The organism is Pseudomonas sp. BN505, from assembly GCF_029873175.1.
GTDB classification, from domain to species: Bacteria; Pseudomonadota; Gammaproteobacteria; order Pseudomonadales; family Pseudomonadaceae; genus Aquipseudomonas; species Aquipseudomonas putida.
In genome coordinates this window covers 36,506-62,296 of the sequence record NZ_SSOI01000042.1, presented here as the reverse complement: position 1 = coordinate 62,296, position 25,791 = coordinate 36,506, and the positions used below count along the sequence as shown (strand labels likewise).

Sequence of the window (25,791 nt, the reverse complement as noted above, 5' to 3'; positions counted from 1 at the left end):
AGACCCAGGCGTATTGGCGTCAATGCAGAAATCCAGGGGCTGCTATGCAACCTTTTTGCGACACAAGGCCGCTCTTACAAAAGCTTCACTCCTGCGTCTCGAACATGGCAATGAAGTTGGCCAGTGCTGGCGAAGCGTTCTGGGCGTTCCATTTCATGTACAGGCCGATCCCGGGTGCGGGTTGCTTATCGATCGGCCGGATCGGGCAAAACTGCACCCGCTCACGCGCAGTGGAACCGACGAACGAGGCCGGCACCAGGGCCACGCCAAAACCGCATGCCACCAGGCCCAGCAAAGTGTGAATCTGCGCAGCTTCCTGCACCACCCGGGGGTAAAAACCCGCCGCCTCACACAGCGCAAGCAACTGCGCGTGATAGCCACCGCCCAAGGCTTGCGGGGTGAATACGAAATCCTCATCGGCAAACTCGCGCAGGTCGACTTCCCCCTGTTGCGCTTTCGCGTGGCTGGCGGGCAAGGCCATGACGATCTGTTCATCAAGCAACAACCGTGCTTCAAGGGTGCCAGCCGGCAGCGGCAGCCTGCGCATGAAACCGATATCTGCCTCACCGGCCAGCAAAGCCTTGGCCTGTGACGCCGATGGCATCTCGCGGATGGTTAACTGCACGTTCGGATAAGTCTCGCGAAAACGGCGCAAGCTGCTGAGCAGCGAATCGTAATAGGCGATGGAAATGGCCGTGATGGTCAGCTTGCCGCTGACCCCCGCAGACACACTGCGGGCGTACTCGATCCCCTGTTCCAGCTCAGCCAGCGTGCGGTAGGCCGTGTCGAGAAACGTCGCACCCGCTGCGGTCAGGCGCACCCCGCGCTTGTTGCGCAGCAGCAGGCTGAAGCCCAGTTTTTCTTCAAGGCGGTTGATCGCCTGGCTCAGCGGTGGTTGCGCCATGTGCAGGCGCTCGGCGGCCTTGTGAAAGTGCAATTCTTCGGCCACAGCGATGAACTGCCTGAGCAAACGTGTTTCGATCATCCACTATTCCTGCAGCGTGGCTACTCGTCGGTGATATCCATGAGATATCAAAGGTGCATGCTTTTAATATTAAGTCATAGATTTGTTTGTTGATATCGTAAAAAGGAGAATTGAAGGTAGCCAGAAATGCCCGTTACAGACCCTTTTCACAATAAAGTTGCGGTCATCACCGGTGCCGCACAAGGCCTGGGCCTGGCCTATGCCATGGCGTTGGCCGAACGTGGTGCGCAGGTCGTCATCAGCGACCTGGGCACCGACCGATCGGGGCAAGGGCAGGACGCTTCGACACTCGAACACGCACTGACGGCCATGCGTGGCAAAGGCTTTGCGGTGGTTGGGCACGCCGGGCAACTGGAGGACGAGGGTGCCTGCAAGCAACTGGTCGAGTTGGCCATCGAGCAGTTTGGCGCGCTGGATATCCTCATCCACAATGCCGGCTGGGTCGATTACCAGCGCATCGAAGATCATGAATCCGCCTTCCTGCAACGCGCGCTGGGCATCAATGTGCATGCGCCCGTGTGGCTGGCCAAGCATGCCTGGCCCCACCTCAAGCGCTCCGCAGCGCCACGGGTAGTGCTGACCACCTCGGACCGTGCCATGTACCAGCGCTATGCGCAGCCTGGGCTGGTGGCCTATGCCGCCGGCAAGATGGCCCAGGTCGGCATCATGAACGCCCTGAGCATGGAGGGCCAGGAGCACGGCATCCTGGTCAATGCCATATCGCCGGTGGCCAAGACCCGCATGTGGGGCATCAGCCAACCGCCAGAAGAGCTGAAGCCCGAGTGGGTTACGCCTGGCGTGCTGTACCTGGCCAGTGCCCTGTGCCATGACACCGGCTACATCTTGCGCGCCAGCAACGGCCAGTTCACCGCCACCCGCTTCAACGAAAACAGCGGCGTCAGCTACCCCCGTGACCTGGGCCGTGTGCAGGCCGCCGACCTGGCCGAAGTGGCCGAGCGCTGGAACCGCATCAAGGAATGCAACTACGTGCCGGTCAAAGTCGCCAACACGCGCGCGGACCTGGGTGAAAGCCTGGTCTGGGATGAGCGCAGCGGCGCGTTGTACTTCGTCGATATTTCTGGCGGGCGCATCAACTGCCTGACGCCGGATGGCGAAGTTCACAGCCTTTACGCGTCAGCCGCGCGCATTGGCGCCTTGGCGCTGACCGACCGGGGCAACCTGATTTTCACAGAAGATGCCAGCGTGGCCATCTTCGATGTGCCGGCGCGCAAGGTGCTCCAGCATTCTGCATCTGTCCACCCGCGTTCAACCTACCGCTTCAACGACGGCGCTTGCGACCCGCAAGGACGCTTCGTTACCGGGCTGATGGACGAAGCCTTGAGCGGCAATACCGGGGCGCTGTTCCGCTTCGACGGGCAGTTGAACGACCAGGTGATCCACGACGACATGGCCTTGCCCACCGGGCTTGCCTGGTCGCAGGACGGCCATACGGTGTACTTCGTCGATTCGGCGGCGCGCGCCATCTACCGCGCCGAGTACCTCGTCGAAGGCCGACTGGGTGCGGTGACGCTGTTTGCCGAAACCCCCGCCGAACTGGGGCGGCCGGATGGCTTGGCGCTGGACCGCGAAGGCGGGCTGTGGGTGTGCCAGTACCATGGCAGCTGTCTGCTGCGTTACGACCGCCACGGCCACCTGACCGACCAGGTGTTGATGCCGGTACCGTGCCCCACCAGTTGCTGCTTTGGTGGGCCGGGTTGGAACACCTTGTACATCAGCACCGCGCGCTTCGACATGAGCCCTGAAGAGCTGCACCATTACCCCGATGCTGGCGACCTGTATGCCATCCGCCCGGAAACTGGCGGCGTTGCCAGGCACAGCTTCAAGGAATAAGCCGTTGCATCTGGCTGGCCGGTAAAACGGCCAATTCGCCAAAGCGCTGTGCCGAATCGATATAGCGCAAGGCCGACTTGGCGTCTTTCCAACCCACGTAGCTCATCAGCGATTTCAGTTCCCAGCCATTGGCGGTTGCCCAGGTGGCGAAGCCACGCCGTAGCGAATGGCCGGTATACAGCGCCGCCGGTACCCCGGCACGCTCCAGCATGCGCCGCAGCAGGCCGACCAGGCTGTTGCTGTTGAGCGCGCTGTCACCGAGGTTGCCCCAGCGGTCGAGCTTGCGGAACACCGGCCCATGGGCAATGCCGGCAACCTCCAGCCATTGCAGGTAGGCCGTGACCGGGCACAAGGCTTTCAGCGCAGGGGTGCGATGTTGCACGCCCAGGGCTTCTCGGTCGCCCTTGCTGCGCGGCAGGAACAACGTGATACCGACACCCGCTTCGGCCTTGATATGTTCGATGCGCAGGCGCGCCAGTTCATCACCACGAAAGCCACGCCAGAAACCCAGCAACAGCAGCGCACTGTCACGGCGGGCCCGGCGCAGGGCGGCCAGGTCGTGATGTTCACGTGCCTGGCGGGCCTCCTCTTCAAAACAGGTCACCGCAGTTTGCAGGTGCTGCAACAACAGCGGGGCTGCCTGCTTGGGCGGCGTCGGGTGCAGGGTGCGGATACCGCGGAGCACCTGCCGCACCAGGGGCGCCTTGGTCGGGTCGGGGAAGCCTTGGGCGACGTGCCATTGGCTGAGCGCAGCCAGGCGCTGGCGCAGGGTGCTGACGGCATGCTGGTCGGCGTGGTCGGCCAGGTAGCGGGCAATGCTCTCGGCAGTGGCCGGGAGAAAACCGCCCCAGTGGGTTTCGAAGTGCTCGATGGCAGCCTGGTAGCTGCGCCGGGTGTTGTCACGGGTGGCGGCGCGAAGGTAGCGCTCGATATCGGTCATGGTACGGGTGTCGATGGGTAATGGGCACACCATAAACCGAATCAAGGGATATTGCATGCCAGCGCGGTCTCTGTAGAGCGGCCTTGTGTCGCGATGGCGCGCGAATCGGGCCCAGGTTGTCAGCTGGGGGGCAGTGGGGCAGCGCCAGTGTTCGCATTACACGCATGCTTTCTCCTCGACACCATTGAACGGCGGGTACTCGCGTAACTGCGCCGGCGACAGTGGCCGACTGAAGTGGTAGCCCTGGGCGATATCACAACCGGCAAGCTTCAGGCACACCACCTGTTCGCGGGTTTCCACGCCTTCGGCAACCACTTCCAGGCCCAGGCGCTTTGCCAGGATGATGGTGGAGGACACGATCGGGCTGTCATCAGGGCTGTTGGACAGCGGGGCGATCAGCGAGCGGTCGATCTTCAGCTTGCTCAATGGCAGCGAATGCAGATGGGCGAAGCCGGCGTAGCCACGGCCGAAATCATCCAGGCTGATGCCCAGGCCAGCGCCGCGCAGGGTATGCAGGTGCTCCACGGCCGTGCCTTCGGGGTCGAGGATGGTGGTTTCGGTAATTTCCAGCTCCAGCCGCTGCGGGGCGATGGCATACCTTTGCAGTTCGTTCAGCAGCCGCATGGCGAAGTCCCCTTGGCGCAGTTGCAGGGCGGATACATTCACGGCCAACCGCGTTTCCCGGCCCTGCACGTCCCAGCCGGCCAAGGCTTCACAGGCCAGGCGCAACACCTCCCAGCCCAGATCGACAATGAAGCCGCTGCGCTCTGCCAGGTCGATGAAGCGGTCCGGGTACAGCAGGCCGAACTCGGGGTGGTCCCAGCGCACCAGCGCTTCGTAGCCCAGTACCTGCTGAGTGTCGAGGCGGATCTGCGGCTGGTAGTGCAGCACGAACTGGCGCTCGGCCAAGGCGCTGCCGAACGCCTGTTCAAGGGTAAAGGCCTGGATGTCGGCCAGGTTCAGCGAGGGGTCGAAGAAGCGGTACTGGGCCCGGCCGGCCTGCTTGGCCGAATACATTGCGGCATCGGCACTGCGGATCAGGCTGTCGATGTCCTGGCCGTCGCGCGGGCAGATGCTCACGCCCACACTCGGGCTGGTGTTGACCTCCTGGCCGTCAAGGGCATAGGTGGCCGACAAGCGTTGGACCAGTTCACGGACCCAGGCATTGATCTGGTCTTCGCTGCGCTCGCCCGCCAGCAGCACCACGAATTCGTCGCCGCCAAAGCGCGAAGCCTCGTCACCGAGCTCCAGCAAACGCTGGATGCGGCCGGCTACGGCCTGCAGCAGCAGGTCGCCGATCTTGTGCCCGAGCGAATCGTTGATCGACTTGAAGCGGTCCATGTCGATGAACAGAATCGCCATCAACCGGCGCTTGCCACGCTGGCGGGTCAGCGCCTGGGCGGCCACCTCGACGAACTGGCGGCGGTTGTGCAGCCCGCTGAGGTGATCGGTGGCGGCGGCATGGCTGCTGCGCCGGTGTTCGTCCTCAAGGCGGCCGATAAGCTGCTGATTGACCTGCTGGGCATGTTCCAGGGCGCTGAAGGCCTCTTGCCGCTTGCGCAGCAGACGCAAGGTCCACAGCAGGCTGGCGATGATCATCAGCGTCATGCTCAGGTTCAACCAGAATTGCCGGGAATAGGCCAGGGTCGAAGGCGCGAGGATTTCATCCTGGCGCTGGCTGACCACTACGCTGAACCCGCGCTCTGGCACATGTCGGTACAGGCTCTGGTACGCGTCGCCGGCCGCGTATTGGGTCAGCATGCCCGCGTCGCTGCCGGTATCCGGCAGTTCAGGCTGCAACCCGTCGCCGGCCACCACCACGCCGCTGGTATCTATGCGCAGCCGCTCCAGCCCGTCATCCTGCAGCAGGCGCACCAGCCCGCTGCTGCCCAGGTCGATATGCTGGAACAGTACCGCGAGGTAGCCGATGTCCAGTTGCACCACCAGGATGTTTTCGATTTCGCGGCCTGGCAGGTCGGTCAACGGCAGCAGAAACGGCAGGCGCCAGTTGGGCAGGGCGGCCTGCTGGTCCGCCGCCTGCACGCTGGGCAGAAAGGGCTTGAAACCATAGCGGGCAACGTGCCGTTGCAGCTGGCGTAACCAGTCATCGGGCAGTGCGGAAGTTTCGTCGGTATGGCTGGCTGACAACAGCCGGCCTTTTCGGTCGTACAGGCTCATGCGTTTGAACACCGGGTCCTCGGCCAGTATCCGCGCCAGGCTGAAGTTGCCCTGGCGTAGCACCTTCATGTCGTCCTGGGTGACCCGGCCAACGGCCTGGGCGCGGTCGACCAGCTGGCGCAGGCTTTCACCGACGATGCTGGCGAGGTTCAGGTGCTCGGCGGCCTTGGCCGACAACGCGTCCTGGCGGGCGGCGGCTTTCTGCGTGATGTGCAGCCCCCAGAGAAAGGCCAGGGTGGCCGCACAGAGCATCAGGATCAGCAGTCGCAGGAGGCTGGCGGATGAAAGCGAACGGCGTATCACTGCTGACAGTTCCCGACCCTGGGTGATGCTCAAAAAATACGACAAGGAGATGACAGGCTGATGACTAATGGCTAATCGCCTCTAAGGGTTTTCCCTATTCGCGAAGGGTGTTTGCAGGCGCGCGGTTTCTTCCTCGATATAGCTCATCAATGCGCTGACTTCGGCATCGCCCAAGCGCATGTTGGGCATGGCCAGGCGGTTGTATTGCTCATACAGCAGCATGGCCAGCGGGTCTTTCTCGGCCAGCATCTGGTCGGGCTCCTTCAGCCAGCGGGTCAGCCAGCTGGCGTCACGCTGGCGGGTTACGCCCAGGAGGTCGGGGCCGATACCTGGCTGGCCTGGCTCGATGTTGCCCAAGGTATGGCAGGAAGAACAACGCGTACGGAAAATCTGCTCGCCACTGCTGGGCGAACGTATCTCGGGGGCCTGGGCATAATCATTGTTCATGGCGCTGGCCTGCTTCCAGTTGTGCAAGCTGTTGCCCAGCCGGTCAGCGAGGATGTACGGGCTTTCGAAAGGCGAGGCCTTCATCCAGCGACCGGTGGCCTGGTTGCCGATGATAAGGCTCAGGTTGTGGTCTTTGGAGCGGCCGTTTTCCAGGCCGTCTATCCACAAACCCAGGCTACGGCGCAATTGCTCGATGTCGTCGGGCTCGCCGGTGAGCAGCGTCCAGCCAGGGCCGATGCCGAACTTTTCGGCGTAGCGTTTCAGGGTGGCGGGGGTGTCGTTGTAGGGGTCGATGCTGATGGAGTAGAGGAATATGTCCTTGCCAACCCGGTCACCCAGAATCTTTTGCACCTGGCGCAACCGCGCGGTTTCCACCGGGCATGAGTCAGTGCAGCCGGTGAAGATGAAGTTGATGGCGACCACCTTGTCCTTGATCAGGTCGTCGAAGAAATGCAGCTTCTCGCCGTCCTGGGTGAGCAGGGGGATGTTGGGAAAGTAGTCAGCGCCCCATGGGCTTGCGGTTTTTTCGGCCACAGGTTGTTGCGGCTGCAGTGGCCAGAACGGGATGCTGGCGGCAAATACCGCGAGTACCAGCAGGAAACGCCATGAGCCAGGCATGATAGGGTCCTCGATGGTGTGCAGCCCTTCGCGGGCACGCCCGCTCCCACAGAAACTTCACAGAGCCGCAGCTGCGTGATTTCTGTGGGAGCGGTGCACTCACTGATATTTCACTGGCGCAGTCACCGTCTGGCCCAACGCCGACTTCACAGTGACCGTCGCTGGCGTGGCCGGACCGAAGCCGGTGGTGGTGACCGATACCCGCCAACGGGCGCCCGTGGTTGCAGCTGTCAGCGTGGCGTTCCCCAGGCTTACCGGGCCGCCGGTGGTTGCCGCTGTCACGCTGATGCTGTTCCCCGTGGCCACCGTGGTGGTCCCTTGCACATCCCAGGTGAAGCGGTTGCCGCTGCGCACCTGCACTGTGGCACTGGTGACCTGGATCTGGTCGACCGCTGCCGCTGCGGTTACGGCGATGCTGACCGTGGCCGGGGTCACCGACTCGGCACCCTTGGCATCACGCGCCGTATAGTTGAAGCTGGCAGTGAACGGTGTGGCGACCGTGGCGGGTGGGGTGTAGGTCACCGTGGTGCCGTCGGTGCTGACGGTACCCTGGCCGGAGTCTGGCTGGCTGAGGCCGGTCACGGTCAGCGGCACGTTGCCGTCCGGGTCGGTGTCGTTGGCCAGCACGTTCAGGGTGATCGGCTTGCCAGCGGTAGTGGCTGCACTGTCATTGGCCGCGACGGGTGGCTTGTTGGCCGGGTCGTCGTTGTCGTCATGGCCTTTGGTACGGAAGGTCGGCAGGCCCACCGAAGCCATGTATTGCACGCCATCCCATCCTGGCAGCGGGGTCGGCATCACCTGGAACTGCCCCGGGTGCTCGATGTCCCAGCGCAGCAGCATCGACGAGTCCTCGTGCTGGGTGTTGTGGCAGTGCTCCATGTAGGTGCCGGCGAACTCGCGGAAGCGGATGGCCATTTCCACCTCTTCCGAAGAGTCGGCATCCGGCCCGATGCGGTACACGTCTTTACGCGCCCATTTTTCCCACTCTGGTGGGGCCTTGCCGTCGCGGCTGAGAATCACGCCCTCCTCGAAGTGCACGTGTACCGGGTGGCTCCAGCCATTGCCGCCGTTGACGATTTTCCACACTTCCAGGGTGCCGTCGCCGCTGAAACCACCGTCGGTGGACTGGTTGGCCAGTTGCGGCGCCGCACTGATGCGTCGTGGGTCCATGCTGTAGCCGAAAGCGCCGTCGGTCTTGATGGTCCACGGCTTGGTGTCGGTGCCGTCGGAGCGGCCAAAGATGAACTCGCGGTGGCGGGCGTTCTTTATCTTGGCCTGGTCGGTGGCCGAGTCGCGGTCAATTGGCAGCGGCAGCATTTTCAGGCCTGCGGCCTTGCCTGGCTTGGCCGGTTCATAGGCCACCGGGTCCATGCTCACGTCCTGGCCGGTGTAGGGCTGCACCAGCAGTTGCAGGAACTTGCCGACTGCGGGGTCGCCGTTGTCCCACTGCGGGCCTTTGCTGGTCTGCTTGATCACCGCCTTGTATTTCCCCGACAGCACGTCGGCCAGCGCAATGGTACCTTCCGGGCCCTTGCCGGTGCGGTGCTCCTCCAGGTTGACGAAGTACAGCTTGTCGCCCGCCTTGATGCCGTTCTTGGCGAAGTTGATGATGATGTCGTAGCGCTCGGCGATACCTTGCAGCGGAAGGATGCCGTTGTTGTCCTGCAGGTTGCCGTCGCCGTTGAGGTCCATGGTGCCGTCGAATGGGACGGCGTGCTCCATGATGTTGCCGTCGTTGGCGATCATGTGGAACGGCACCCGCGCATACGACAGGTTGGAACCGGACGGGCCTTTGAACTCACCGCTGGTACCGGCAATTTCCCGCACCACGGCAAACTTGAAGTAGCGCGATACCGAGCCGTTGAGGATACGGAAGCGGTAGCTGCGCGCACGCACCTTGAGCCTGGGCTGGTACTGCCAGTTGACCAGGATCTGGTCACCGAGGAAGCCGTCGGTGTTGAACGGGTTGAACCACAGCTGGCCGTTGGCATCCCACGCCTTGTCGGCGATCACCAGGTTGACGTCGTAGTCGCGGTTACCCCATGGCATGCCCGAGCCGCTGGGGAAACGCAGGTTTACGCCATCCTGCAGGGCCTCGTTACCGCGGTCCAGGGCGCTGTAGTAGTTCATCATCACGGCGTTGCCCTTGTAGACGTTCTGCGCCGTGAAATCCATCATGTGGTCGTGGAACCAGTGGGTGCTCATGGTTTCACGCCAGTCACCGCGGATCTTGATACTGCCGTTCTGGCAGGTTTTAAGGCCCGGCGTGCCGTCGTTGACGAACAGGGTTTCACCCGGTGAGCAGGGGAAGGCGGCACGCGGGTCCTGGGCACGGGTGTTGATGGTGTCGTACCCGGCCAGTTGCACTGGCCAACGGTAGTCGTAGTACTGGCCCGGGAAGAAGTAGGCATTGGCAAAGCCATCGCTCTCGGCCGGGGAGTGGCCATTGTGCTCGTGGGTGGAGATGGTGTGCAGGCCAAAGCCGCCGTTGGCCGAGGGGTCGATCGGCAGGGCGTTGTAATGGCGCATCAGGATCGGCTGGCCGTAGCGCACCATCAACAGTTTAGGCGGGAAGGTGCCGTCGAAAGTCCACAGTGACTTGTGGTTCTGCAAGGGCATGTTCGGATGGAAGCGCGTATCGATGCCTTTAGTGGTGCCCAGCGTGGTCGGGATGTCGGAGGTCTGGTAGTACAGGCCGCCGGGTGCGAACTCGCCATACGCATAGTTGTGCAGTTGCTTGCGGTCACGCAGGCCGAGGTTGATCCGCGCACCGGCCTGCGCAGTCTTGAACGCCGCCTGTGGGTAGAACTCGTTCCAGCGCTGGTGCGACCAGCCTTTTCCTGGTGGCCGGCCTTCAGCAGGCGAACCAACCGGCTGGCGGTTGAGGAACATCTCGATCTGCGCCTTCCATGGGTTGCGGTCCAGCACGTTGGAGTACTGGGTCGGGAAGGGGTACAGGCCGGGTTGCTTGAGGAACGCTTCAAGTGCGGTGCCACTTGGCCCGCTGCGCGCCACTACGTTGGGGTCTTGCGCGGGGGCCGCGCCGAGGGTGGGGACCGGGAAGGTCAGCTCTGGCGCCGGCGTGGTCGGGTCGAGCTTCTCTGGTCCGAACTCTTCGAACATCAACAGTTGCTGAGTGAAGGGTTGCGCACCGAATAATGGGCTGGGTTTGCCGTTGGTGGGGTACCTGTCCGAGGTTTGCAAAGCGGGCGGCAGCACGTTGTCGATCCGCACTGTATTGCGGTCGCCGTACGCACCATTGATCAGCTCCAGTGAGCCTTGGTTGGCCTCTGGCAAAGTGTTCAGGTTGAGCAAGGCCGGGGTCGGGTCAGCCGGCTGGTCGGTATAGGCTGATGGGTCGGTCGGTGGCGGCTGGCTGTTGTCGTCCAGGGGGGAGGCCATGGCCGTGATCAGTCCGAGGCTGAGCATCAGCGCAGTGACCGAAGATAGCTGGAATGAGTGCCTGGTAGGGTGGATCACGGCAGATATTTTCATTGCCTTGTGCCTCGCTCGCGGCTGTATGGCTTATAGCCATCAATGGCGTTTTGCCCGGTAAAAGGCCTTGAGCAACGGCTGTGCCAACAAAAGTTTCAGTAATGCTTTGTTAAACAAATCCTTGTGGCGCCTGATGTGCGCTAAATGACGGGGCGTCAAGAATGGGTCTAACTCCCCACAAGCGGGGGCCAATGCCCACTATTTGGGTGGATTGGGACGTGACAGCCCCGACCTGCTGGGGTATACCTGTTCGCCACCAAGGGGAGCCCGGCAAAGGGCTGAGAAACCGCTGCAAGCAGCAGCGCGGTGACCCTTCGAACCTGATCCGGATCATGCCGGCGAAGGGATGGGGCTTGTAACCTGCCTTTTTGCCGGCCTCACTGCGAGGCCCGTCCATGTCAACTGCCAAGGTCTCGCTGTCACCTTCATCAAGGACAGCAACATGACCGAACGTTTCAGCCACTCCCTGCGCCGCCAAAGCGAGCCGACCTGGTCGGCGGCCGTTGGCCACCGTTTCGTGACCCAATTGTGCGACGGCAGCCTGCCGGACCCGATCATGGTCGACTACCTGGTGCAGGACCATCGCTTTCTCGACAGTTTCCTGACCTTGCTGGGTGCGGCCATTGCCACCGCCGATACGTTCGACGCGCGCCTGCGCTTCGGCCGCTTTGCCGGGATGATTTCCAGCGATGAGAACACCTACTTCCTGCGTGCCTTCGAGGCCCTGGACGTGAGCCCCGCACAACGCAGCGCACCCGATGATACCGTGCCAACCGCAGGGTTCAAGGCGATCATGCGTGAAGCGGCAGCGACCCGCTCCTATGCAGCGGCGCTGGCAGTGCTCAACGTTGCCGAAGGCCTTTACCTCGACTGGGCGCTCAAGGCACCTAAGCCGATGCCGGATAATTTTGTCCATGCCGAGTGGATCACCCTGCACGACAACCCGGCATTCCAGGCCTTTGTTGCCTTCCTGCAGTCTGAGCTGGACCGTGTCGGCCCGCAGGAAGCCGCACTGGCAAGCGATTTCTACCAGCGCACCGTTGCGCTGGAACTGGCCTTCTTCGATGCCGTCTACCCGGAGGGCAAATGAGCATGGATATCTTCGAGCGCCTCAAGGCCGCAGCCACCCAACAGTGGCACAGCTACGTAGACCATGACTTTGTGCGGCAGATGGGCGAGGGCACGCTGAGCGAGGAAGCGTTCCGGACCTACCTGGTACAGGATTACCTGTTCCTCATCCAGTTCGCCCGCGCCTGGGCACTGGCGGCCTACAAGAGCCGGCGCCCGGCCGACATCCGCGCGGCGCAGGCCGGGTTGGCGGCGATTCTGGATGAAACCGACCTGCACTTGCGCCTGTGCGCGCGCTGGGGGCTGACCCAGGCGGATATCGAGGCCGCGCCAGAGCACCAGGCCACGGTGGCATACACCCGTTACGTGCTGGACTGTGGCGCCGCTGGCGACCTGTTGGAACTGCATGTGGCGCTGGCGCCTTGCGTGATCGGCTATGCGGAGATCGGCCGGACTTTGGCCGAGCGCATTGGCGACTTGAGCAACCACCCGTACCGCGAGTGGATTGGCGAGTATGCCGGTGAAGGCTACCAAGGGGTGGCGGCCGCAGCGCGCAAGCACCTGGATGAGCTGGCAGCGCGGAGCATGACCGAGCAGCGGTTTGCCGAGTTGGTGGGGATCTTTGGCCAGGCATCCAGCCTGGAGGCAGACTTCTGGCAGATGGGTTTGGACGGGGTGGCGTAGCCCCCTGGGGCTGCGCAGCAGCCCCAAAGTGCTTGGTCGACTGGGTGAATCCTACCCAGCCCAAGCCTGCTTTGGTGCATGAATGCCTCAAAATAAGTCGTTCAGCACACCTTCATAACGCCGAAATGCGACTTTAATGTTCACAGTGCACATCACCTTCTGGGCTGCCTGCCCGATTTGATTCCGGGTTTCGGCCCTCGAAAAAGCGGCCCGCATATTGCTCTCCCAGCTCCCAACTATCACCCGGAGCCCCGTGCAATGAGCTCACCCAGCGAATTTCCCCTCAGCGAAGCCCCGCAGTCTGCCCGCAAGGGCCTGCTGCCGATTGCCATGGTCTTGTTCAGCTTTACCTTTTTCACCGGCACGATGTTCGCCGGTGGCAAGCTGGGCATGGCTTTCAATTTTGTCGACATGTTGTGGGTGGCCACCGTCGGCAACAGCCTGCTGGCGATGTATGCCGCAGCGTTGGCATTCATCGCTTCGCGCAGCGGGCTGAATACCGTACTGATGGGGCGTTTCTGTTTCGGTGAGGCAGGTAGCCGGCTCTCGGACTTTCTGCTGGGTTTCGCTGAGCTGGGTTGGTACGCCTGGGGTACGGCCACGGTGGCCATCGTGCTGGTCAAGCTGTTGGGGTTGGCGGAAGGCTTCGGTTTACCGTTGATGGTGCTGTTCGGGCTGGGTTTCAGCATTACTGCCATCATCGGCTTCAAGGGGCTGGACGTGCTGTCGCGCGTGTCGGTGCCATTGATGTTCGTGCTGCTGTTGGTGTCGATGTACATCGCTACCCGCGATGCCGGTGGCTTTGCCGGGCTGGCTGCAGTAGTGCCGCACGAGACCATGACCTTTTCCGCAGCCGTGACCATGGTGTTCGGCACCTTCGCCAGTGGTGCCACCCAAGCCACCAACTGGACACGGCTGTCGCGTAGCGGCCGGGTGGCTGTGATCGCCAGCGTGGTGGCATTCTTGCTTGGCAACGGCCTGATGGTGGTGGCCGGTGCCTGGTGCGCGATGGTTTACCAGCAGGCCGATATTGTCGAAGTGATGATGCTGCAGGGCCTGTCGTTCGCGGCGGTAGTGATGCTGTGCCTGAACCTGTGGACCATTCAGGGGCCGACCATCTACAACGTGTCGGCGGCCGCCTGCCATTTGTTGCGCAGTGAGCGCCGGCGCACGGCAACGCTGGTGGCGGCCGGGGTCGGCATTGTGCTGGCGATTGGTGGCATGTACGAAATGCTGATCCCGTTCCTGGTGCTGCTGGGGTCGATCATTCCCCCGGTGGGCGGGGTGATCATGGCTGATTTCTGGTACCGACACCGCGGCCAATACCCGGCACTGGGCACCGCAAGCCTGCCACGCTACAACCTCACCGGGCTGTTTGCCTATGCCGTGGGCGCAGTACTGGCGTACGCCTCGCCCTGGGTCGCTCCGCTGGTGGGTATAGGCGCCTCGGCCCTGTGCTACATCGTCATGCTCGAACTGGGCGCACGCCGCCGGGCGCCGGGCCAGGCAGGTGTGGAGCCGTGAGCCTGGCGCTGGACGAGATCCTGCATTTGCCTGGCCTGCACGAGATGCGTGTGCTGGCCGGCGCACGTAACCTTCAGCGGCGGGTGCGCTGGCCGTATGTGGCGGAAAATGAAGGCATCGCTGAATGGGTAATGGGCGGTGAACTGGTGTTCGTTACCGGCATCAACCACCCGCGCGGTGAGGCCAACCTGTTGAGCCTGCTGGAAGACGGCGACGCCGTGGGCATCGCCGGCATGGTGATCCTCACCGGCGGCAGCTTTATCCAGAGCGTCCCGGCGTCTGTCATCGCACGAGCCGAGCAACTTGGTCTGCCGCTGATCGAGCAGCCCTACGCGCTGAAGATGGTGGTGGTTACCCACCTTATCGGTACGGCGTTGGTGCAGATGAGCCAGGTACGCCGCTCGCGTCACGATATCATTGGCCAGCTGCTCACTGGCGACTACCCGAGCCTGGCGATTGCCCGGCAGCGCGCAACGCACCTACAGCTGGCACTGGACGAGCCGCGTCGTTTGCTGGCTTTGCGCCTGGCGGGCGTGGACGGTTTGTTCGAGCGCCACGGGCTGGCCCACGGCGAGCGTACCTGGCAAGCTACCCGGCAGGCCCTGGAAGACCAGCTCGAAGCCTGGTGCCGCCAACGGCCAGGCAGCGTTACCGCGCAGCTGCCGGGTGATCTGTTCGTGTTGCTGCTGGCCGATACACACGACCTGCCCGAGACGTTGGCTGCGCTTTACCGGCAGCTGCAGGCCACGACGGGTGAACTGAGTTTGCACATGGGTTTGTCGAGCGTCGCCGACGATTGCGCGCACTATCGACAAGCCCTCAACGAGGCGCGTCAGGCCCTGGACGTCGCCCAGCACCTGCGCCCAGCCAACGGCTATTGCAACTTCAGCGAACTGGGCGTGCTGCGCCTGCTGCAAGGCATCGTCGACCGCTCGCTGATCGACGATTTCGTCAGCCGTACGCTTGGCCCGCTGATCGCCCCTGGCCGCAAGCAGGCCAATGCTCTGGTGCACACCCTCGACGCCTTGCTCATGGAAAACGGCAACGGCCTCAAGGCTGCACAGCGGCTAGGGCTGCACCGCAACACCATCAATCAGCGCATCCAGCGCATCGAACACCTGAGCGGGCAGTCCATTGATGACCCGCTTTTTCGCATGAATGCTTCGGTCGCCATGCTGGTATGGCGCATGAGCGAAGCCCACGGCAAGGAGTAACAGCATGAACATCATCAACGCACGGCTGCGCGGCAAGCCTGGCCTGTTCCGCATCGAACTGAACGACGAGCGCATTGCCGCCATCGTGCCGCAGGCCGAGGTGGTGGCGCCCGTTGCCGCCCATGACCTGGACGCAGGGCAAAACCTGGTGGTGGCGCCCTTTGTCGAGCCGCATATCCACCTCGACGCCACACTGACTGCCGGCGAACCCCGGTGGAACATGAGCGGTACCCTGTTCGAAGGCATCGAATGCTGGGCTGAGCGCAAGGAAATCACCACCCATGAAGACATCAAGATACGGGCGAAAAGGACCATCGGCATGCTGGTGGACCACGGAATCCAGTATGTGCGCACCCACGTCGATGTGACCGACCCGAAACTCACCGCGCTCAAGGCCATGGTCGAGGTGCGTGACGAAGTACGCGAGCTGGTCGACCTGCAGATTGTCGCCTTCCCGCAGGAGGGGATCGAGTCGTACGCCAACGGCCGGGCGCTGATGACCGAAGCGGTGGCCATCGGCGCCGATGTGGTCGGCGGCATTCCGCATTTCGAGAACACCCGCGACCAGGGCGTGTCGTCGGTGAAGTTTCTGATGGACCTGGCCGAGCGTACCGGTTGTCTGGTGGACGTGCACTGCGACGAGACCGATGACCCGCAATCACGTTTTCTTGAAGTGTTGGCCGAAGAGGCCCGGGTGCGCGGCATGGGTGCCCGGGTGACGGCCAGCCATACCGTGGCCATGGGCTCGTATGACAATGCCTACTGCTACAAGCTGTTCCGCCTGCTCAAGCTGTCGGGCATCAACTTCGTGTCGTGCCCGACCGAGAGCATTCACCTACAGGGGCGCTTTGACAACTACCCCAAACGCCGTGGCGTCACCCGTGTTGCCGAGATCGACCGTGCCGGGATGAACGTGTGCTTTGGCCAGGACTCCATCGTCGACCCGTGGTACCCGCTGGGCAACGGCAACATCCTGCGCATTCTTGAGGCCGGCCTGCACATCTGCCACATGCTCGGCTACGAAGACCTGCAGCGTTGCCTTGACCTGATCACCGATAACAGCGCCCGCACCTTGAACCTGGGCGAGCGCTACGGCATCGAGGTGGGGCGGCCGGCAAACCTGTTGCTGTTGTCGGCGCCTGACGATTACGAAATGGTGCGCACCCAGGGGCATGCACTGGTGTCGGTACGCAATGGCAAGGTGCTGATGCAGCGTACGCCGGCGCAGGTGCAGCGTCTGTTCTGACTTCGCTGTGGGTTCAGGTGCTCAGTGCAGCCAGGGCGCAGCTCGCAACTTGAGCATCCTGCACAGCCACGCCGGTCAGGTCTGCGAGGGTGATCTGGCCGTCGTGCTCGCGCCCAATGGCGTGGCCGGCCAACAGCGCACCCAACTCGATCAGCTGGTTCGCGTGTAGCTGACCGCTCTCGAGCGCGTGAGCCACTTCGCCGTACTGGCTGCACTGGGCGACCGAGTCGACGATGATGCGGTCTGCCCTGGCCACCAGTGCCGGGTCCAGCTCCTGCTTGCCGGGTGCATCGGCGCCGACGGCAGTGATATGCGTACCCGGTTGGACCCACTCGCTGTGCAGCAGCGCCTGGCGGGAAGGGGTGGTGCAGACAATCAGGTTTGCCGCGCCTGCGACCTCTGCCGCATCCCGTGTGGTGCGAACCTCAAAGCCCAGTTCACGGGCAAATGCTGCATAGGCCGCAAGCCCGTTTTCATGCCGGCCCCAGACAATGACCTGGCGGCAATGGGTAACGGCGCGCAGCTGTTCAAGCTGCATCTGCGCCTGCATGCCGGTGCCGAGGATGCCAATGGCCTTGACCTCGGCCGGTGCCAGCAGCCGGGCAGCGATACGCCCGGCCAGCGCGGTGCGCATGGCGGTCAGCCAGCCCTGGTCCTGCAGCAGTGCCAGCGGCTGCCCGGTGAGCGCCGAGAGCACCAGCATCAGGCCATCGTTGCTCGGCAGGCCCTTGGAAGGGTTGTCATAAAAACCGGTTGAAAGCTTGACGGTGAAGGTAGGGCTGCCTTCGATGTAGGCCGATTTCACGCAGCAGTCACCGTTCGCCGCTTGAAATGCGAAGGCCTGCACGGGCGGCACCTGGACCTTGCCGTTGGAGTAGGCGATGAAGCCTTCTTCCAGCAGGCTAACCGCCAGCTCCGGGTTGAAGCTGGCGGTGATCTGCGCCTTGCTGAAGACTTTCATTGCACGGCCTCGAGGAATTTTTCCAGCACGATGTTACGGCCGCACAGGATCACTGCGACACGTTTGCCCTGATAGCGCTCGGCGAGCTTTTGCATGCCGGCGACCGCAACCGCTGCAGCGCCTTCGATGATCCAGCGTTCAGTGCTGGCGATAACGCGCATGGCGGCGCGAATCTCGTCTTCGCTGACCAGTACGGTATCGGTGAGCAACGCTTGGCACAGCGGCAAGGTGACAGCGCCGGGCTCGACGCCGCCAGCTGTGCCGTCCGACAGCGTTTCGCGGGCGTCCACCTCGACAATCGCTCCGGCCTTGAGGGATTGCTCCAGTGCAGGGTCATTCGCCGGCCAGCAGCCGATTACCTCGGTACCCGGCTTGAGTACGCGCAGGGCGGCACCGATGCCGGCAATCATCCCGCCACCGCCGACGGCGACAAATACGGCGTCCAGGTCGGGTGCCTGCTCGAACAACTCCATGCCGATGGTGCCCTGGCCGGCAATGACTTGCAGGTCGTTGTAGGGGGACACGAACGGTACACCCTGAGCCTTGGCCTGCCTGGCTGCCTCCAGCTCTGCACTTAGCGGGTCCGTGGGCAGGCAGAGCACTTCGGCGCCTAGCGCCCGCATCGCCTCCAGTTTGTATGGCGAGGCGGAAGTGGCGGTGTAGACAGTCACTGGCACGCCAGCCGTTTTGCCGGCCAGTGCAAGTGCCTGCCCGTGGTTGCCGGAAGAGGCAGCGATTACCCCGCGCTTGCGTGCTTCGGTCGGCAGCAGGCGGATCTTGTTGCTGGCGCCACGGAACTTGAACGACCCCGTGTGCTGCAGGTGTTCGCATTTCAGCAAGACTTCGCAGCCGCTCAATGCCGACAACCGGGGGCTGTAGGTGAGTGGTGTAATGCAGACGGCGGGGCGCAGTGCGCTGTGTGCTTCCTTGATGGATTCGTAGAGTGCATCAAGGTAAAGGCTGTCGGCAAAGGTCGGTGAGGCTGTAGTGGCTGGCATGCTGTGCTCCGAATGGAATATTTGTCCACAGTAGAATAATTATCCATGCCAGACAAGTGTGCGAGCAGGCCCGCTTGGCGACCTCCTGTCGGTCAACTTCGCGCTGCTAGGGCTTCAGCTCTTTCAGGTACTTGTACACGGTGGCGCGGCCCATGCTCAGCACGTTGGCGACATAGTCAGCACCACTTCGCCCTTCGAACGCGCCTTCTGCGTGCAGTGCCTGCACGAGGCTGCGCTTGTCCTTCATCTGCAGTGTCTGCAGCGACAGGTTGCGTGCTTGCAGCCACGCGTGCAGGAAGGTGTTGATACGTTCCTGCCAATCGTTGCGGAACAACGAGTCAGGTTGCGGTACCAGCCGGCCCATCTGGAAGAACGCATCGAGCGCCACACGGGCTTGCTCCAGTACCGACACGTTCAGATTGATGCACATCAGGTGCTCGGCTTCGCCATCTGCGTTGCGCAGGACGGTACTGATGGAACGGACCTTCTGCCCATTCCAGTTGAGCTTCTCGTACGGGCCTAGGTTGGCGCCGTCAAGCACATCGCCCAATTCGTTATCGATCGCCGAGTCATCGCCCAGCTTGCGCTGGGAGAAGTTGTTGGCGATGTGCACCACCGTCTGGCTGCGCAGGTCATGGACGATGATTTCAGCGTGCGGGTACAGCAGCAGGGCGATGCTGTCGGCGATTGCCTTGTAGTTTTCCAGGTTCATTTTCTGTCGGTGATCAGTGCTGGACGCCCATGGTGGCGGCAAAGCGTAACCGGCACAAGGTCGTGCCCCTGCGCCTTCCGTACGGCTGCCAGCCTCGAAAACAACAACATTTTGCTTATCACATGCGATAAGCCGTGATTATTCCATATCAGGAACTGTTTGCAGGAGCGATTGGATATCGCCATAATTAGTACGTAATTACATGGTACATAACACAGTACAAAATCGTAGGAGCAAGCATGGCCCGGGGCGGTATCAACAAGGTGGTAGTGCAGCAGGCGCGTCAGGCGCTGATTGCCCGGGGCGAGAACCCCAGCATCGATGCCATACGTATCGAGCTGGGTAATACCGGCTCCAAGACCACCATTCACCGTTACCTGAAGGAGTTGAACGGCCAGCAGCCGGTGGCTTCCGAAGGCGGCGCCGCGCTGAGCGATGTGCTGAGCCGCCTGGTCGGGCAACTGGCAACCCAGTTGCAGGACGAGGCCGACCTGACGATTGAGCAGGCCGAAAGCACCTTCACTCAACAGCGGGAAACGCTTGAAGCGCAGCTGGAGATTGCCCAGCAGGCGCTGGCGGCAGCGCATCAGCAACACAAGATCGATGCAGCGGCATTGGCCGCCGAGACGGAAAAGCTGCTGTCCACACAAAGCACCCTGCAGGCCGAACAGCTGCGCAGTGCCAGCCTCAACCAGTCACTGGGCGAGATGCAGGTGCGTCTGGCCGACAAGGACGAACAGGTCAAATCGCTGGAAGACAAGCATCGCCATGCCCGCGATGCTCTGGAGCACTACCGCAATGCCAGCCGTGAGCAGCGCGAGCAGGAGCAGCGCCGCCACGAAGCGCAGTTGCAGCAGATGCAGGTGGAAGTGCGCCAGTTGCAGCAGGGCATGATCGTCAAGCAGGATGAACTGACCCGCCTGCACCGCGACAACGAGCGCTTGCTGGGCGAACACCGCCAGGCGGCCAGCGAGTGCCGGGCGCAGGACGAGTTGCTGGAGCAACGCGATGCGCAGATTCAGGGCTTGCGCACGATCCTGGCCCAGGCTCAGGGTGCCAGCGAAGAAATGCGTCGGCAGCTGGATGTGCAGGCGCAAAGCCTGGAGGCCAGACGAGACCTGTGCGCCGAACAAGCGCGGCAATTGCAGCGCTTTGAGGAACAGTTGAAGGAACGGGACCAGGCGCTGGCGCAATGTCGCGCACAGCTGGCACCCGTTGGAGATTAATCAAACTTTCCGTGGCTGGCGTGTTCTTCCTTTGACACTCACGGGAGAAAACACCATGCATGATTCTGAACCAGTACGCAAAGAGGGGCCTCACTCGACGGAGCAGTCGGATAAACCGGACGACCTTGGTTTCGACCCTGATTCCCCGGATGTTGACGACCCACAGGTGGACCCGCAAGGGCCGGCCAAGGCGCCCAGAGACATTGAGAAGGACAAGTGAGTGCGGCTGTGCCCAGCGCTCCAACAGCGCCCTGCTAGCTCATTGAGCTAGCAGGTTTGCCGTAATAGCGGCCTTATGGCCCGACGGGCGAGTTTTCAGGCTTCGGCTTTTCGCGCCGCTTCGACCCCCGACGCCGACAGCTTGATCGGGTAGTGCACGCTGATCTGGTGATCACTACCCACTACCACGCTGCCGTCGTGGATCAGGCCTGCTTCCTGCAGTGTCTTCAGCATGCCGGCCACCGCTTTCTCTCCGCGGTAGTTGTCCAGCACTTCCTTGCCTAGGCCTTCAGGGTGCGAATGCAGCAGGCGAGTAAGGACTTCGGTTTTCAATGCATCGTTACTCATGTCGAACCTCACTTGGCGTGCTTGGCCTGAAGCGCCTTGGCATGCTCCAGGTGCTGCTCGAGTTTGGGCAGGGTTTCACTGGCGAAGGCTTTCAGCTCGGCCTTGTCGGACGATGCGGCTTCTTTCTTGAACAGTTCCACCGCTTTTTCGTGCGCATCGACCTGGTTGTTGAGGTACGACTTGTCAAAGGATTCATCCCGCCATTCCAGGATCATTTTCTTGACCTTGTCGGTCATGGCTGCGTCATCCGGAACGGAAATGTCCAGCTTGCGGGCGATGTCGCCGAGTTTCTGGTTAGCCTGGGTGTGATCAGTGACCATTTGCTGGGCGAATGCCTTGATATCGGCATTCTGGCTTTTTTCCTTGGCCAGATTGCCGGTGACCACTTCGGCAATGCCGGCTTCGGTAGCCGCATCGACGAAGTCATCGGAACTCGCCGCCAGTGCATGCACCGATGCCAGGCCCAACACCATGGAGAAACCAACGCGCTTGATGAAGAGATTGCTCATGCTTCACTCCTTAAACCGTGGCGCGACCTCAGTGTCGCGTACGGTTGAGGGTGAGGGAGCGGTAAAGGTTTAATCTTTTTTGCCGGCGTTTTCGATGCGGGCGTTTGTCCTGGTGGGATGGCTGTGGCAATGGGCTGCGAAGCAGCCCCAACGCCTAACGCGCAACGCAGAGGCGCATTGCACAACGCCCTTCAAGGCCGTGAGCGCGCTCGCTGGCAAGAATGCCCTGAAGCCGTTCGCCTGACAGCCCCTCATCGATCACCTCAAACCCGAACCGTGCATAAAACGGCGCATTCCAGGGCACATCGACAAAGGTGGTCAACGTCAGCTCGCGCACACCGGCGCAGCGGGCAGCATTAACCACCTGCTGCAGCAATAGGCGCCCGACACCCCGCCCTTGGGCCTCCTGGCACACCGATATCTCATGAAGGTGCAGTGCCTGGCCCACAAGCCGGGCACACGCAAATCCCACAATACGCCCGGCAGGATCCTCAGCCACCCAGCTACCACCAGCCTCGACGAAAGCCCTGTGTGCAGCGCAATCCATCACATCACCCTGGGCCAGCCAGGCCAGTGCCGGCCAGCCGACAAATGCCTGGGCTGCGGAACGCTCGATGTCCGGCAGGAATTGAACATCGTGTTCAAGGGTAGGGCGGATAAGCATGAACCACTCCTGTCGTTCTAGTCCGCCGCCAACACCTGCGGCTGTAATTGCCAGCGCACCGAGCTTACGCCTTTTTCCAGGCTGACGCGGCTGACCAGCCGCTCCAGTTGCGCCGGCGCCTGCGCAGTGCCCAGCAGTTCGGCGCGCACTTCCAGGCGCGCAGGGGTGTCCAGGTCTTCGCTCTGCAGTGACTGCAAGCGCAGCTGCGGATCGCCCAGGCTATGCAGCATCAGGCTGCGCACCTGGATTTCGTCCTCGGCGCGGCAGACGATGCGCACTTCGAAGTGCTGTTCCACTTCGCTGGCCGGCACCACGTCCTGTCGGTCCAGGCGCTGGGCGATGTCACGTAACAGGATATTGGCGCATAGCACCACCAGGCTACCCAATGCTGCCTCCAGCAACAGCCCCAAGCTGCACAGCACGCCGACCGCAGCTGTGCACCACAAGGTGGCCGCGGTGTTCAGGCCGCGCACGTTGAAACCATCGCGCATGATCACACCGCCACCGAGAAAGCCGATGCCCGACACGACATAGGCGGCGACGCGCGACGCATCGGCAGGTGCCATGCCTGGCACCGCCTGGGTCATCAGCACGAACAGACAGGCACCGGTACTGACCAGCGCATTGGTGCGCAGCCCGGTCAGGCGTTGGCGCAATTGCCGTTCGGCGCCGATCAGTGCTCCGAGTAGCAGGGCAATGCTGACGCGCAGCAGAAATACTTTCCAATCCATAGCAAACCTCTTCCGCAGGCACACGCCCGCATGAACGCCATCAGTTGGCGTGGTTGAAAAACCAGAAAAATGCGCAGGACCACGAGGAGGGGAGAAGAAGCGGGGGTTACAGGAAACCACCGTCTTGCCAGAGCGGCCAGACAGTGCAGGACACTGCCGGGCTAGCGCGCCACGCGGGCCTGTCGCAAGCGACTGGGGCTACTGTCCAAGGCAGGTCTCCTGTTGAGGAAGGCAAAATTGCGTCGCGGACCATACGCCGCGTGGCAGAGCAGGTCAAGGGTGAAAACATGACGATGGCTTCATCCGTGGGTGGCCTGCAACCGGTCACGCCCGCATGGAAAAAAACCTGGGCAGCCGGTAACCTTGCGCCTCCCTTTGCCATCCACCGGACCGTTCCATGCTGTTCAATCTCGCCGTATTGTTCGGCACCCTGGTGGCCATGGAGGGCGCTGGCACGCTGGCTCACAAGTACATCATGCATGGCTGGGGCTGGTGGCTGCACCGCTCGCACCATGAGCCACACCTGGGCATGCTCGAAACCAACGACCTGTACCTGGTGGCGCTGGGGCTGATCGCCACAGCGCTGGTCGCCTTGGGCAAGAGTGGTTATGCCCCTTTGCAGTGGATTGGTGGCGGGGTGGCGGGGTACGGCATGTTGTATGTCGTGGCCCACGACGGGTTCTTTCACCGGCATTGGCCGCGCGCGCCGCGGCCGGTCAACCGTTACCTCAAGCGGCTGCACCGTGCGCACCAGTTGCACCACGCGGTGAAGGGGCGCACGGGGAGTGTGTCGTTCGGGTTTTTCTATGCGCCGCCGTTGAAGGTGTTGAAGCAGCAGCTTCGGCGCGAGCGCGGCCGGCAATAACGACCCGGGCGGTTGGCTCGCTCCTACAAAGGGCAGTGCAGGTCTGCACCATCAATTTGCGGTTTCACCCTCGGGCTGCGCGGCCACATGCCCGCGGCTCACCCACCAGCCAAACCCTGCTGCCGTGAAGAACATGATCAGGCTGTAAAGTGCCGCCGGCACCGCCATGGTCGGGTTGTTCAGCAATGACGGGCTCAGTGCCAAGGCAATCGCCAGCGTGCCGTTGTGAATACCAATCTCCATGCCGATGGCAATTGCCTGACGTTTGGGGATGTTCAACAGGCGCGGCACCCAGTAGCCCACGGCCAGGCTCAGCATGTTGAACAACAGCGCAGCAAGGCCCACCACCGGTGCGTACTCGACCACGGTCTGCCAATCCTTGGCCAGCGCCAGGACAATGGTAAAGGCCAGGAACAGTGCCGCCACCAGTTTCATAGGCTTCTGCATGCGTGTGGCAAACGCAGGGGCGTAACGGCGAATCAGCATACCCAGGGCGACCGGCAGCAGGACAATCGCAAATACCTGCAAGACCTTGGCAAACTGCAGTGGAATGGCCTGGTCCGAGGCCATGAACCAGCTCAGCGACAAGTTCACCAGCAACGGCATGGTCAAAATCGCGATCAGCGAGTTGACGGCCGTGAGCGTGATGTTCAACGCCACATCGCCATGGGCCAGATGGCTGAACAGGTTGGCCGTGGTGCCACCCGGCGAAGCGGCCAGCAGCATCAGCCCCACCGCCAGGGCCGACTCCAGGCCAAAGCCGTTGGCAATCAGGAAGCACACCAGCGGCAGCAGCAGAATCTGGCAGGCCAGGCCCACCACCACTGGCTTGGGGTACTTCACCACACGAGCGAAGTCGGCCAGGGTCAGCGACAGCCCAAGGCCGAGCATGATGATGCCCAAGGCAAGCGGCAGAAAGGCGGTGAGCAAGGGCGAGGCGGTCATGGGCAGTCTCTCGGGCGAAGGATCTCGAGCAGTGTAGGTCGAGCCTGATTGATAGCTAATCGCAAAGGGCCAGCTATTGGTAACCGTTTGTTACCAACTACGGCAGTTGGCGAGGCTGCATGCCGCATTGCAGCAGGCTTGCAGGCGCAGTAGCATTCCGCTTTTATCCGAGGATTAGCCTGTCATGCCGTTCCAGAAAGGGCTGCTTGCCACCCCGGTGCCGGCCCATGCCCGTCACCTGTTTTTCACCCTGCAATCGCCCGAGGCGCTGCCCGCCGCTCTGGATGCCTTGCTGCCACAGGTCGATGGCGACCAGCTGATCCTGGGTGTCGGTGCACCGCTGGCCAAGGCCCTGGGCCGAGTCGTGCCTGGCCTGCGAGCTTTCCCGCTGCTGGACGCCGCCGTGGAGAACCCCAGCACCCAGCACGCGCTGTGGCTGTGGCTGCGCGGTAACGAGCGCGGCGATCTGCTACTGCGCGCCCAGGCCCTGGAGCACGCGCTGGCACCAGCCCTGCGCCAGACGGACAGCGTTGACGGCTTCCTGCACCGTGGCGGCCATGACCTGACCGGCTATGAAGACGGCACCGAAAACCCGGTGGACGAAGACGCTGTGCAGGCGGCCATTGCTGCCGACGGCTCCAGCTTTGCGGCGTTTCAGCTGTGGAAGCACGACCTGGAGTACTTCAAGTCGCTGCCCCAGGCTGACCAGGACAACATCATCGGCCGCCGCCTGAGCGACAACGAAGAGCTGGACGATGCGCCCGAGTCTGCGCACGTCAAACGCACCGCTCAGGAAAGCTTTGAGCCCGAAGCATTCATGGTCCGTCGCTCGGTGGCCTGGGCAGACCAGCGTGGCGCCGGCCTTGCCTTCGTTGCCCTGGGCCACAGCTTCGATGCATTTGAAGTACAGCTGCGGCGCATGAGCGGCCTGGAGGACGGCATCATCGACGGCCTGTACCGCTTCAGTCGGCCACTGACCGGTGGCTATTACTGGTGCCCGCCGATGGGCGAGACCGGTGTTGACCTGAGCCTGCTGCTGGCCTGATCACTAAACATCCAG

General features: G+C 62.5%; 23 protein-coding genes, 1 pseudogene and 1 riboswitch. Of the genes and pseudogenes, 11 read left to right on the top strand and 13 right to left on the bottom strand.

The features are described from left to right. Positions 1-85: 85 nt before the first annotated feature. Entirely contained in the window at positions 86-985 is a 900-nt protein-coding gene (locus E8E78_RS12675) for a LysR family transcriptional regulator (RefSeq protein WP_049274679.1), read from the bottom strand. A gap of 126 nt (positions 986-1,111) precedes the next feature. Here E8E78_RS12675 and E8E78_RS12670 point away from each other — a divergent pair. Together E8E78_RS12670 and E8E78_RS12665 are read left to right on the top strand one after the other, a co-directional pair. Beyond that, positions 1,112-1,669 (top strand): annotated as a pseudogene (locus tag E8E78_RS12670) (SDR family oxidoreductase); the annotation flags it as partial. A gap of 57 nt (positions 1,670-1,726) precedes the next feature. Continuing rightward, positions 1,727-2,836, top strand: coding sequence for an SMP-30/gluconolactonase/LRE family protein (locus E8E78_RS12665; RefSeq protein ID WP_239669857.1), 1,110 nt, complete (start codon positions 1,727-1,729; stop codon positions 2,834-2,836). Here E8E78_RS12665 and E8E78_RS12660 read toward each other — a convergent pair. From E8E78_RS12660 to E8E78_RS12645, 4 genes are all read right to left on the bottom strand, one after another. After that, positions 2,826-3,833, bottom strand: a complete 1,008-nt coding sequence (locus E8E78_RS12660; RefSeq protein WP_016499630.1) for a site-specific integrase — start codon at positions 3,831-3,833, stop codon at positions 2,826-2,828. The genes E8E78_RS12665 and E8E78_RS12660 overlap by 11 nt on opposite strands. 99 nt (positions 3,834-3,932) lie before the next feature. Next, entirely contained in the window at positions 3,933-6,257 is a 2,325-nt protein-coding gene (locus tag E8E78_RS12655) for an EAL domain-containing protein (protein WP_049274681.1), read from the bottom strand. 81 nt (positions 6,258-6,338) lie between these two features. Beyond that, a complete protein-coding gene (locus E8E78_RS12650; RefSeq protein ID WP_049274682.1) occupies positions 6,339-7,322 on the bottom strand; it encodes an SCO family protein in 984 nt (327 codons plus the stop codon). Positions 7,323-7,421: 99 nt separating this feature from the next. Then, positions 7,422-10,817 carry an Ig-like domain-containing protein gene (locus E8E78_RS12645; protein ID WP_197864018.1) on the bottom strand — a complete coding sequence of 1,132 codons (3,396 nt, stop codon included), beginning with the start codon at positions 10,815-10,817 and terminating at the stop codon, positions 7,422-7,424. A gap of 249 nt (positions 10,818-11,066) precedes the next feature. Next, a riboswitch (TPP riboswitch) is annotated at positions 11,067-11,181 on the top strand. 78 nt (positions 11,182-11,259) lie between these two features. On the opposite strand from E8E78_RS12645, the gene E8E78_RS12640 reads away from it, so the two are divergent. The 5 genes from E8E78_RS12640 (at position 11,260) to codA (ending at position 16,553) form a co-directional block, all read left to right on the top strand. Further along, positions 11,260-11,907: a TenA family protein gene (locus tag E8E78_RS12640; RefSeq protein ID WP_049274903.1), complete on the top strand. Its 648-nt coding sequence runs from the start codon at positions 11,260-11,262 to the stop codon at positions 11,905-11,907. After that, positions 11,904-12,569, top strand: coding sequence for a thiaminase II (tenA, locus tag E8E78_RS12635; RefSeq protein WP_049274902.1), 666 nt, complete (start codon positions 11,904-11,906; stop codon positions 12,567-12,569). The genes E8E78_RS12640 and tenA overlap by 4 nt, the downstream gene beginning before the upstream one ends. A 258-nt stretch (positions 12,570-12,827) precedes the next feature. After that, entirely contained in the window at positions 12,828-14,093 is a 1,266-nt protein-coding gene (gene codB, locus E8E78_RS12630; RefSeq protein WP_016499637.1) for a cytosine permease, read from the top strand. Next, positions 14,090-15,307 (top strand): PucR family transcriptional regulator, encoded by a 1,218-nt coding sequence (locus tag E8E78_RS12625; RefSeq protein WP_049276256.1) that lies wholly within the window; start codon positions 14,090-14,092, stop codon positions 15,305-15,307. Before codB ends, E8E78_RS12625 begins: the two co-directional genes overlap by 4 nt. 4 nt (positions 15,308-15,311) lie before the next feature. Continuing rightward, entirely contained in the window at positions 15,312-16,553 is a 1,242-nt protein-coding gene (gene codA, locus E8E78_RS12620) for a cytosine deaminase (protein WP_049276255.1), read from the top strand. A gap of 13 nt (positions 16,554-16,566) precedes the next feature. On the opposite strand, the gene E8E78_RS12615 is transcribed toward codA, so the two are convergent. The 3 genes from E8E78_RS12615 to E8E78_RS12605 form a co-directional block, all read right to left on the bottom strand. Beyond that, positions 16,567-17,514, bottom strand: a complete 948-nt coding sequence (locus tag E8E78_RS12615) for an ornithine cyclodeaminase family protein (protein ID WP_049276254.1) — start codon at positions 17,512-17,514, stop codon at positions 16,567-16,569. Continuing rightward, on the bottom strand, positions 17,511-18,512 hold the full coding sequence (locus tag E8E78_RS12610; protein WP_049276253.1) for a threonine/serine dehydratase: 1,002 nt from the start codon (positions 18,510-18,512) through the stop codon (positions 17,511-17,513). Before E8E78_RS12610 ends, E8E78_RS12615 begins: the two co-directional genes overlap by 4 nt. Before the next feature lie 106 nt (positions 18,513-18,618). Continuing rightward, on the bottom strand, positions 18,619-19,224 hold the full coding sequence (locus E8E78_RS12605) for a PAS domain-containing protein (protein ID WP_049276252.1): 606 nt from the start codon (positions 19,222-19,224) through the stop codon (positions 18,619-18,621). 239 nt (positions 19,225-19,463) lie between these two features. Between E8E78_RS12605 and E8E78_RS12600 the strand changes: the two genes are divergently transcribed. Together E8E78_RS12600 and E8E78_RS12595 are read left to right on the top strand one after the other, a co-directional pair. Further along, complete coding sequence (locus E8E78_RS12600) at positions 19,464-20,450, top strand: DNA-binding protein (RefSeq protein ID WP_049276251.1); 987 nt, start codon at positions 19,464-19,466, stop codon at positions 20,448-20,450. Between the two features lie 55 nt (positions 20,451-20,505). After that, entirely contained in the window at positions 20,506-20,670 is a 165-nt protein-coding gene (locus E8E78_RS12595) for a DUF6021 family protein (protein WP_172439592.1), read from the top strand. A gap of 95 nt (positions 20,671-20,765) precedes the next feature. Here E8E78_RS12595 and E8E78_RS12590 read toward each other — a convergent pair whose 3' ends face one another. From E8E78_RS12590 to E8E78_RS12575, 4 genes are all read right to left on the bottom strand, one after another. Then, entirely contained in the window at positions 20,766-21,017 is a 252-nt protein-coding gene (locus E8E78_RS12590; protein WP_016499645.1) for a hypothetical protein, read from the bottom strand. Between the two features lie 8 nt (positions 21,018-21,025). Then, on the bottom strand, positions 21,026-21,526 hold the full coding sequence (locus tag E8E78_RS12585) for a DUF4142 domain-containing protein (protein ID WP_049276250.1): 501 nt from the start codon (positions 21,524-21,526) through the stop codon (positions 21,026-21,028). A 154-nt stretch (positions 21,527-21,680) separates the two neighbouring features. Then, positions 21,681-22,190: a GNAT family N-acetyltransferase gene (locus E8E78_RS12580; protein WP_049276249.1), complete on the bottom strand. Its 510-nt coding sequence runs from the start codon at positions 22,188-22,190 to the stop codon at positions 21,681-21,683. Positions 22,191-22,207: 17 nt separating this feature from the next. Further along, positions 22,208-22,921 carry an MgtC/SapB family protein gene (locus tag E8E78_RS12575; protein ID WP_016499648.1) on the bottom strand — a complete coding sequence of 238 codons (714 nt, stop codon included), beginning with the start codon at positions 22,919-22,921 and terminating at the stop codon, positions 22,208-22,210. A gap of 397 nt (positions 22,922-23,318) precedes the next feature. On the opposite strand from E8E78_RS12575, the gene E8E78_RS12570 reads away from it, so the two are divergent. Next, positions 23,319-23,786 carry a sterol desaturase family protein gene (locus E8E78_RS12570; RefSeq protein ID WP_049276248.1) on the top strand — a complete coding sequence of 156 codons (468 nt, stop codon included), beginning with the start codon at positions 23,319-23,321 and terminating at the stop codon, positions 23,784-23,786. Positions 23,787-23,837: 51 nt separating this feature from the next. Here E8E78_RS12570 and E8E78_RS12565 read toward each other — a convergent pair whose 3' ends face one another. After that, positions 23,838-24,731, bottom strand: a complete 894-nt coding sequence (locus E8E78_RS12565) for a bile acid:sodium symporter family protein (RefSeq protein WP_049276247.1) — start codon at positions 24,729-24,731, stop codon at positions 23,838-23,840. A gap of 184 nt (positions 24,732-24,915) precedes the next feature. On the opposite strand from E8E78_RS12565, the gene E8E78_RS12560 reads away from it, so the two are divergent. After that, a complete protein-coding gene (locus tag E8E78_RS12560; protein ID WP_049276246.1) occupies positions 24,916-25,776 on the top strand; it encodes a Dyp-type peroxidase in 861 nt (286 codons plus the stop codon). The last annotated feature ends 15 nt before the right edge of the window (positions 25,777-25,791 follow it).

Excerpts from the sequence above, each read along its gene's own strand:
- E8E78_RS12600 (WP_049276251.1), top strand. The coding sequence starts at position 19,464 with ATGGCCCGGGGCGGTATCAACAAGGTGGTAGTGCAGCAGGCGCGTCAG.
- E8E78_RS12605 (WP_049276252.1), bottom strand. The coding sequence starts at position 19,224 with ATGAACCTGGAAAACTACAAGGCAATCGCCGACAGCATCGCCCTGCTG.
- E8E78_RS12565 (WP_049276247.1), bottom strand. The coding sequence starts at position 24,731 with ATGACCGCCTCGCCCTTGCTCACCGCCTTTCTGCCGCTTGCCTTGGGC.
- E8E78_RS12610 (WP_049276253.1), bottom strand. The coding sequence starts at position 18,512 with ATGCCAGCCACTACAGCCTCACCGACCTTTGCCGACAGCCTTTACCTT.
- E8E78_RS12560 (WP_049276246.1), top strand. The coding sequence starts at position 24,916 with ATGCCGTTCCAGAAAGGGCTGCTTGCCACCCCGGTGCCGGCCCATGCC.
- E8E78_RS12580 (WP_049276249.1), bottom strand. The coding sequence starts at position 22,190 with ATGCTTATCCGCCCTACCCTTGAACACGATGTTCAATTCCTGCCGGAC.
- E8E78_RS12660 (WP_016499630.1), bottom strand. The coding sequence starts at position 3,833 with ATGCAATATCCCTTGATTCGGTTTATGGTGTGCCCATTACCCATCGAC.
- E8E78_RS12595 (WP_172439592.1), top strand. The coding sequence starts at position 20,506 with ATGCATGATTCTGAACCAGTACGCAAAGAGGGGCCTCACTCGACGGAG.
- E8E78_RS12640 (WP_049274903.1), top strand. The coding sequence starts at position 11,260 with ATGACCGAACGTTTCAGCCACTCCCTGCGCCGCCAAAGCGAGCCGACC.
- E8E78_RS12650 (WP_049274682.1), bottom strand. The coding sequence starts at position 7,322 with ATGCCTGGCTCATGGCGTTTCCTGCTGGTACTCGCGGTATTTGCCGCC.
- E8E78_RS12665 (WP_239669857.1), top strand. The coding sequence starts at position 1,727 with ATGTGGGGCATCAGCCAACCGCCAGAAGAGCTGAAGCCCGAGTGGGTT.
- codB (WP_016499637.1), top strand. The coding sequence starts at position 12,828 with ATGAGCTCACCCAGCGAATTTCCCCTCAGCGAAGCCCCGCAGTCTGCC.
- codA (WP_049276255.1), top strand. The coding sequence starts at position 15,312 with ATGAACATCATCAACGCACGGCTGCGCGGCAAGCCTGGCCTGTTCCGC.
- E8E78_RS12675 (WP_049274679.1), bottom strand. The coding sequence starts at position 985 with ATGATCGAAACACGTTTGCTCAGGCAGTTCATCGCTGTGGCCGAAGAA.
- E8E78_RS12645 (WP_197864018.1), bottom strand. The coding sequence starts at position 10,817 with ATGAAAATATCTGCCGTGATCCACCCTACCAGGCACTCATTCCAGCTA.
- E8E78_RS12570 (WP_049276248.1), top strand. The coding sequence starts at position 23,319 with ATGCTGTTCAATCTCGCCGTATTGTTCGGCACCCTGGTGGCCATGGAG.
- E8E78_RS12615 (WP_049276254.1), bottom strand. The coding sequence starts at position 17,514 with ATGAAAGTCTTCAGCAAGGCGCAGATCACCGCCAGCTTCAACCCGGAG.
- tenA (WP_049274902.1), top strand. The coding sequence starts at position 11,904 with ATGAGCATGGATATCTTCGAGCGCCTCAAGGCCGCAGCCACCCAACAG.
- E8E78_RS12575 (WP_016499648.1), bottom strand. The coding sequence starts at position 22,921 with ATGGATTGGAAAGTATTTCTGCTGCGCGTCAGCATTGCCCTGCTACTC.
- E8E78_RS12590 (WP_016499645.1), bottom strand. The coding sequence starts at position 21,017 with ATGAGTAACGATGCATTGAAAACCGAAGTCCTTACTCGCCTGCTGCAT.
- E8E78_RS12585 (WP_049276250.1), bottom strand. The coding sequence starts at position 21,526 with ATGAGCAATCTCTTCATCAAGCGCGTTGGTTTCTCCATGGTGTTGGGC.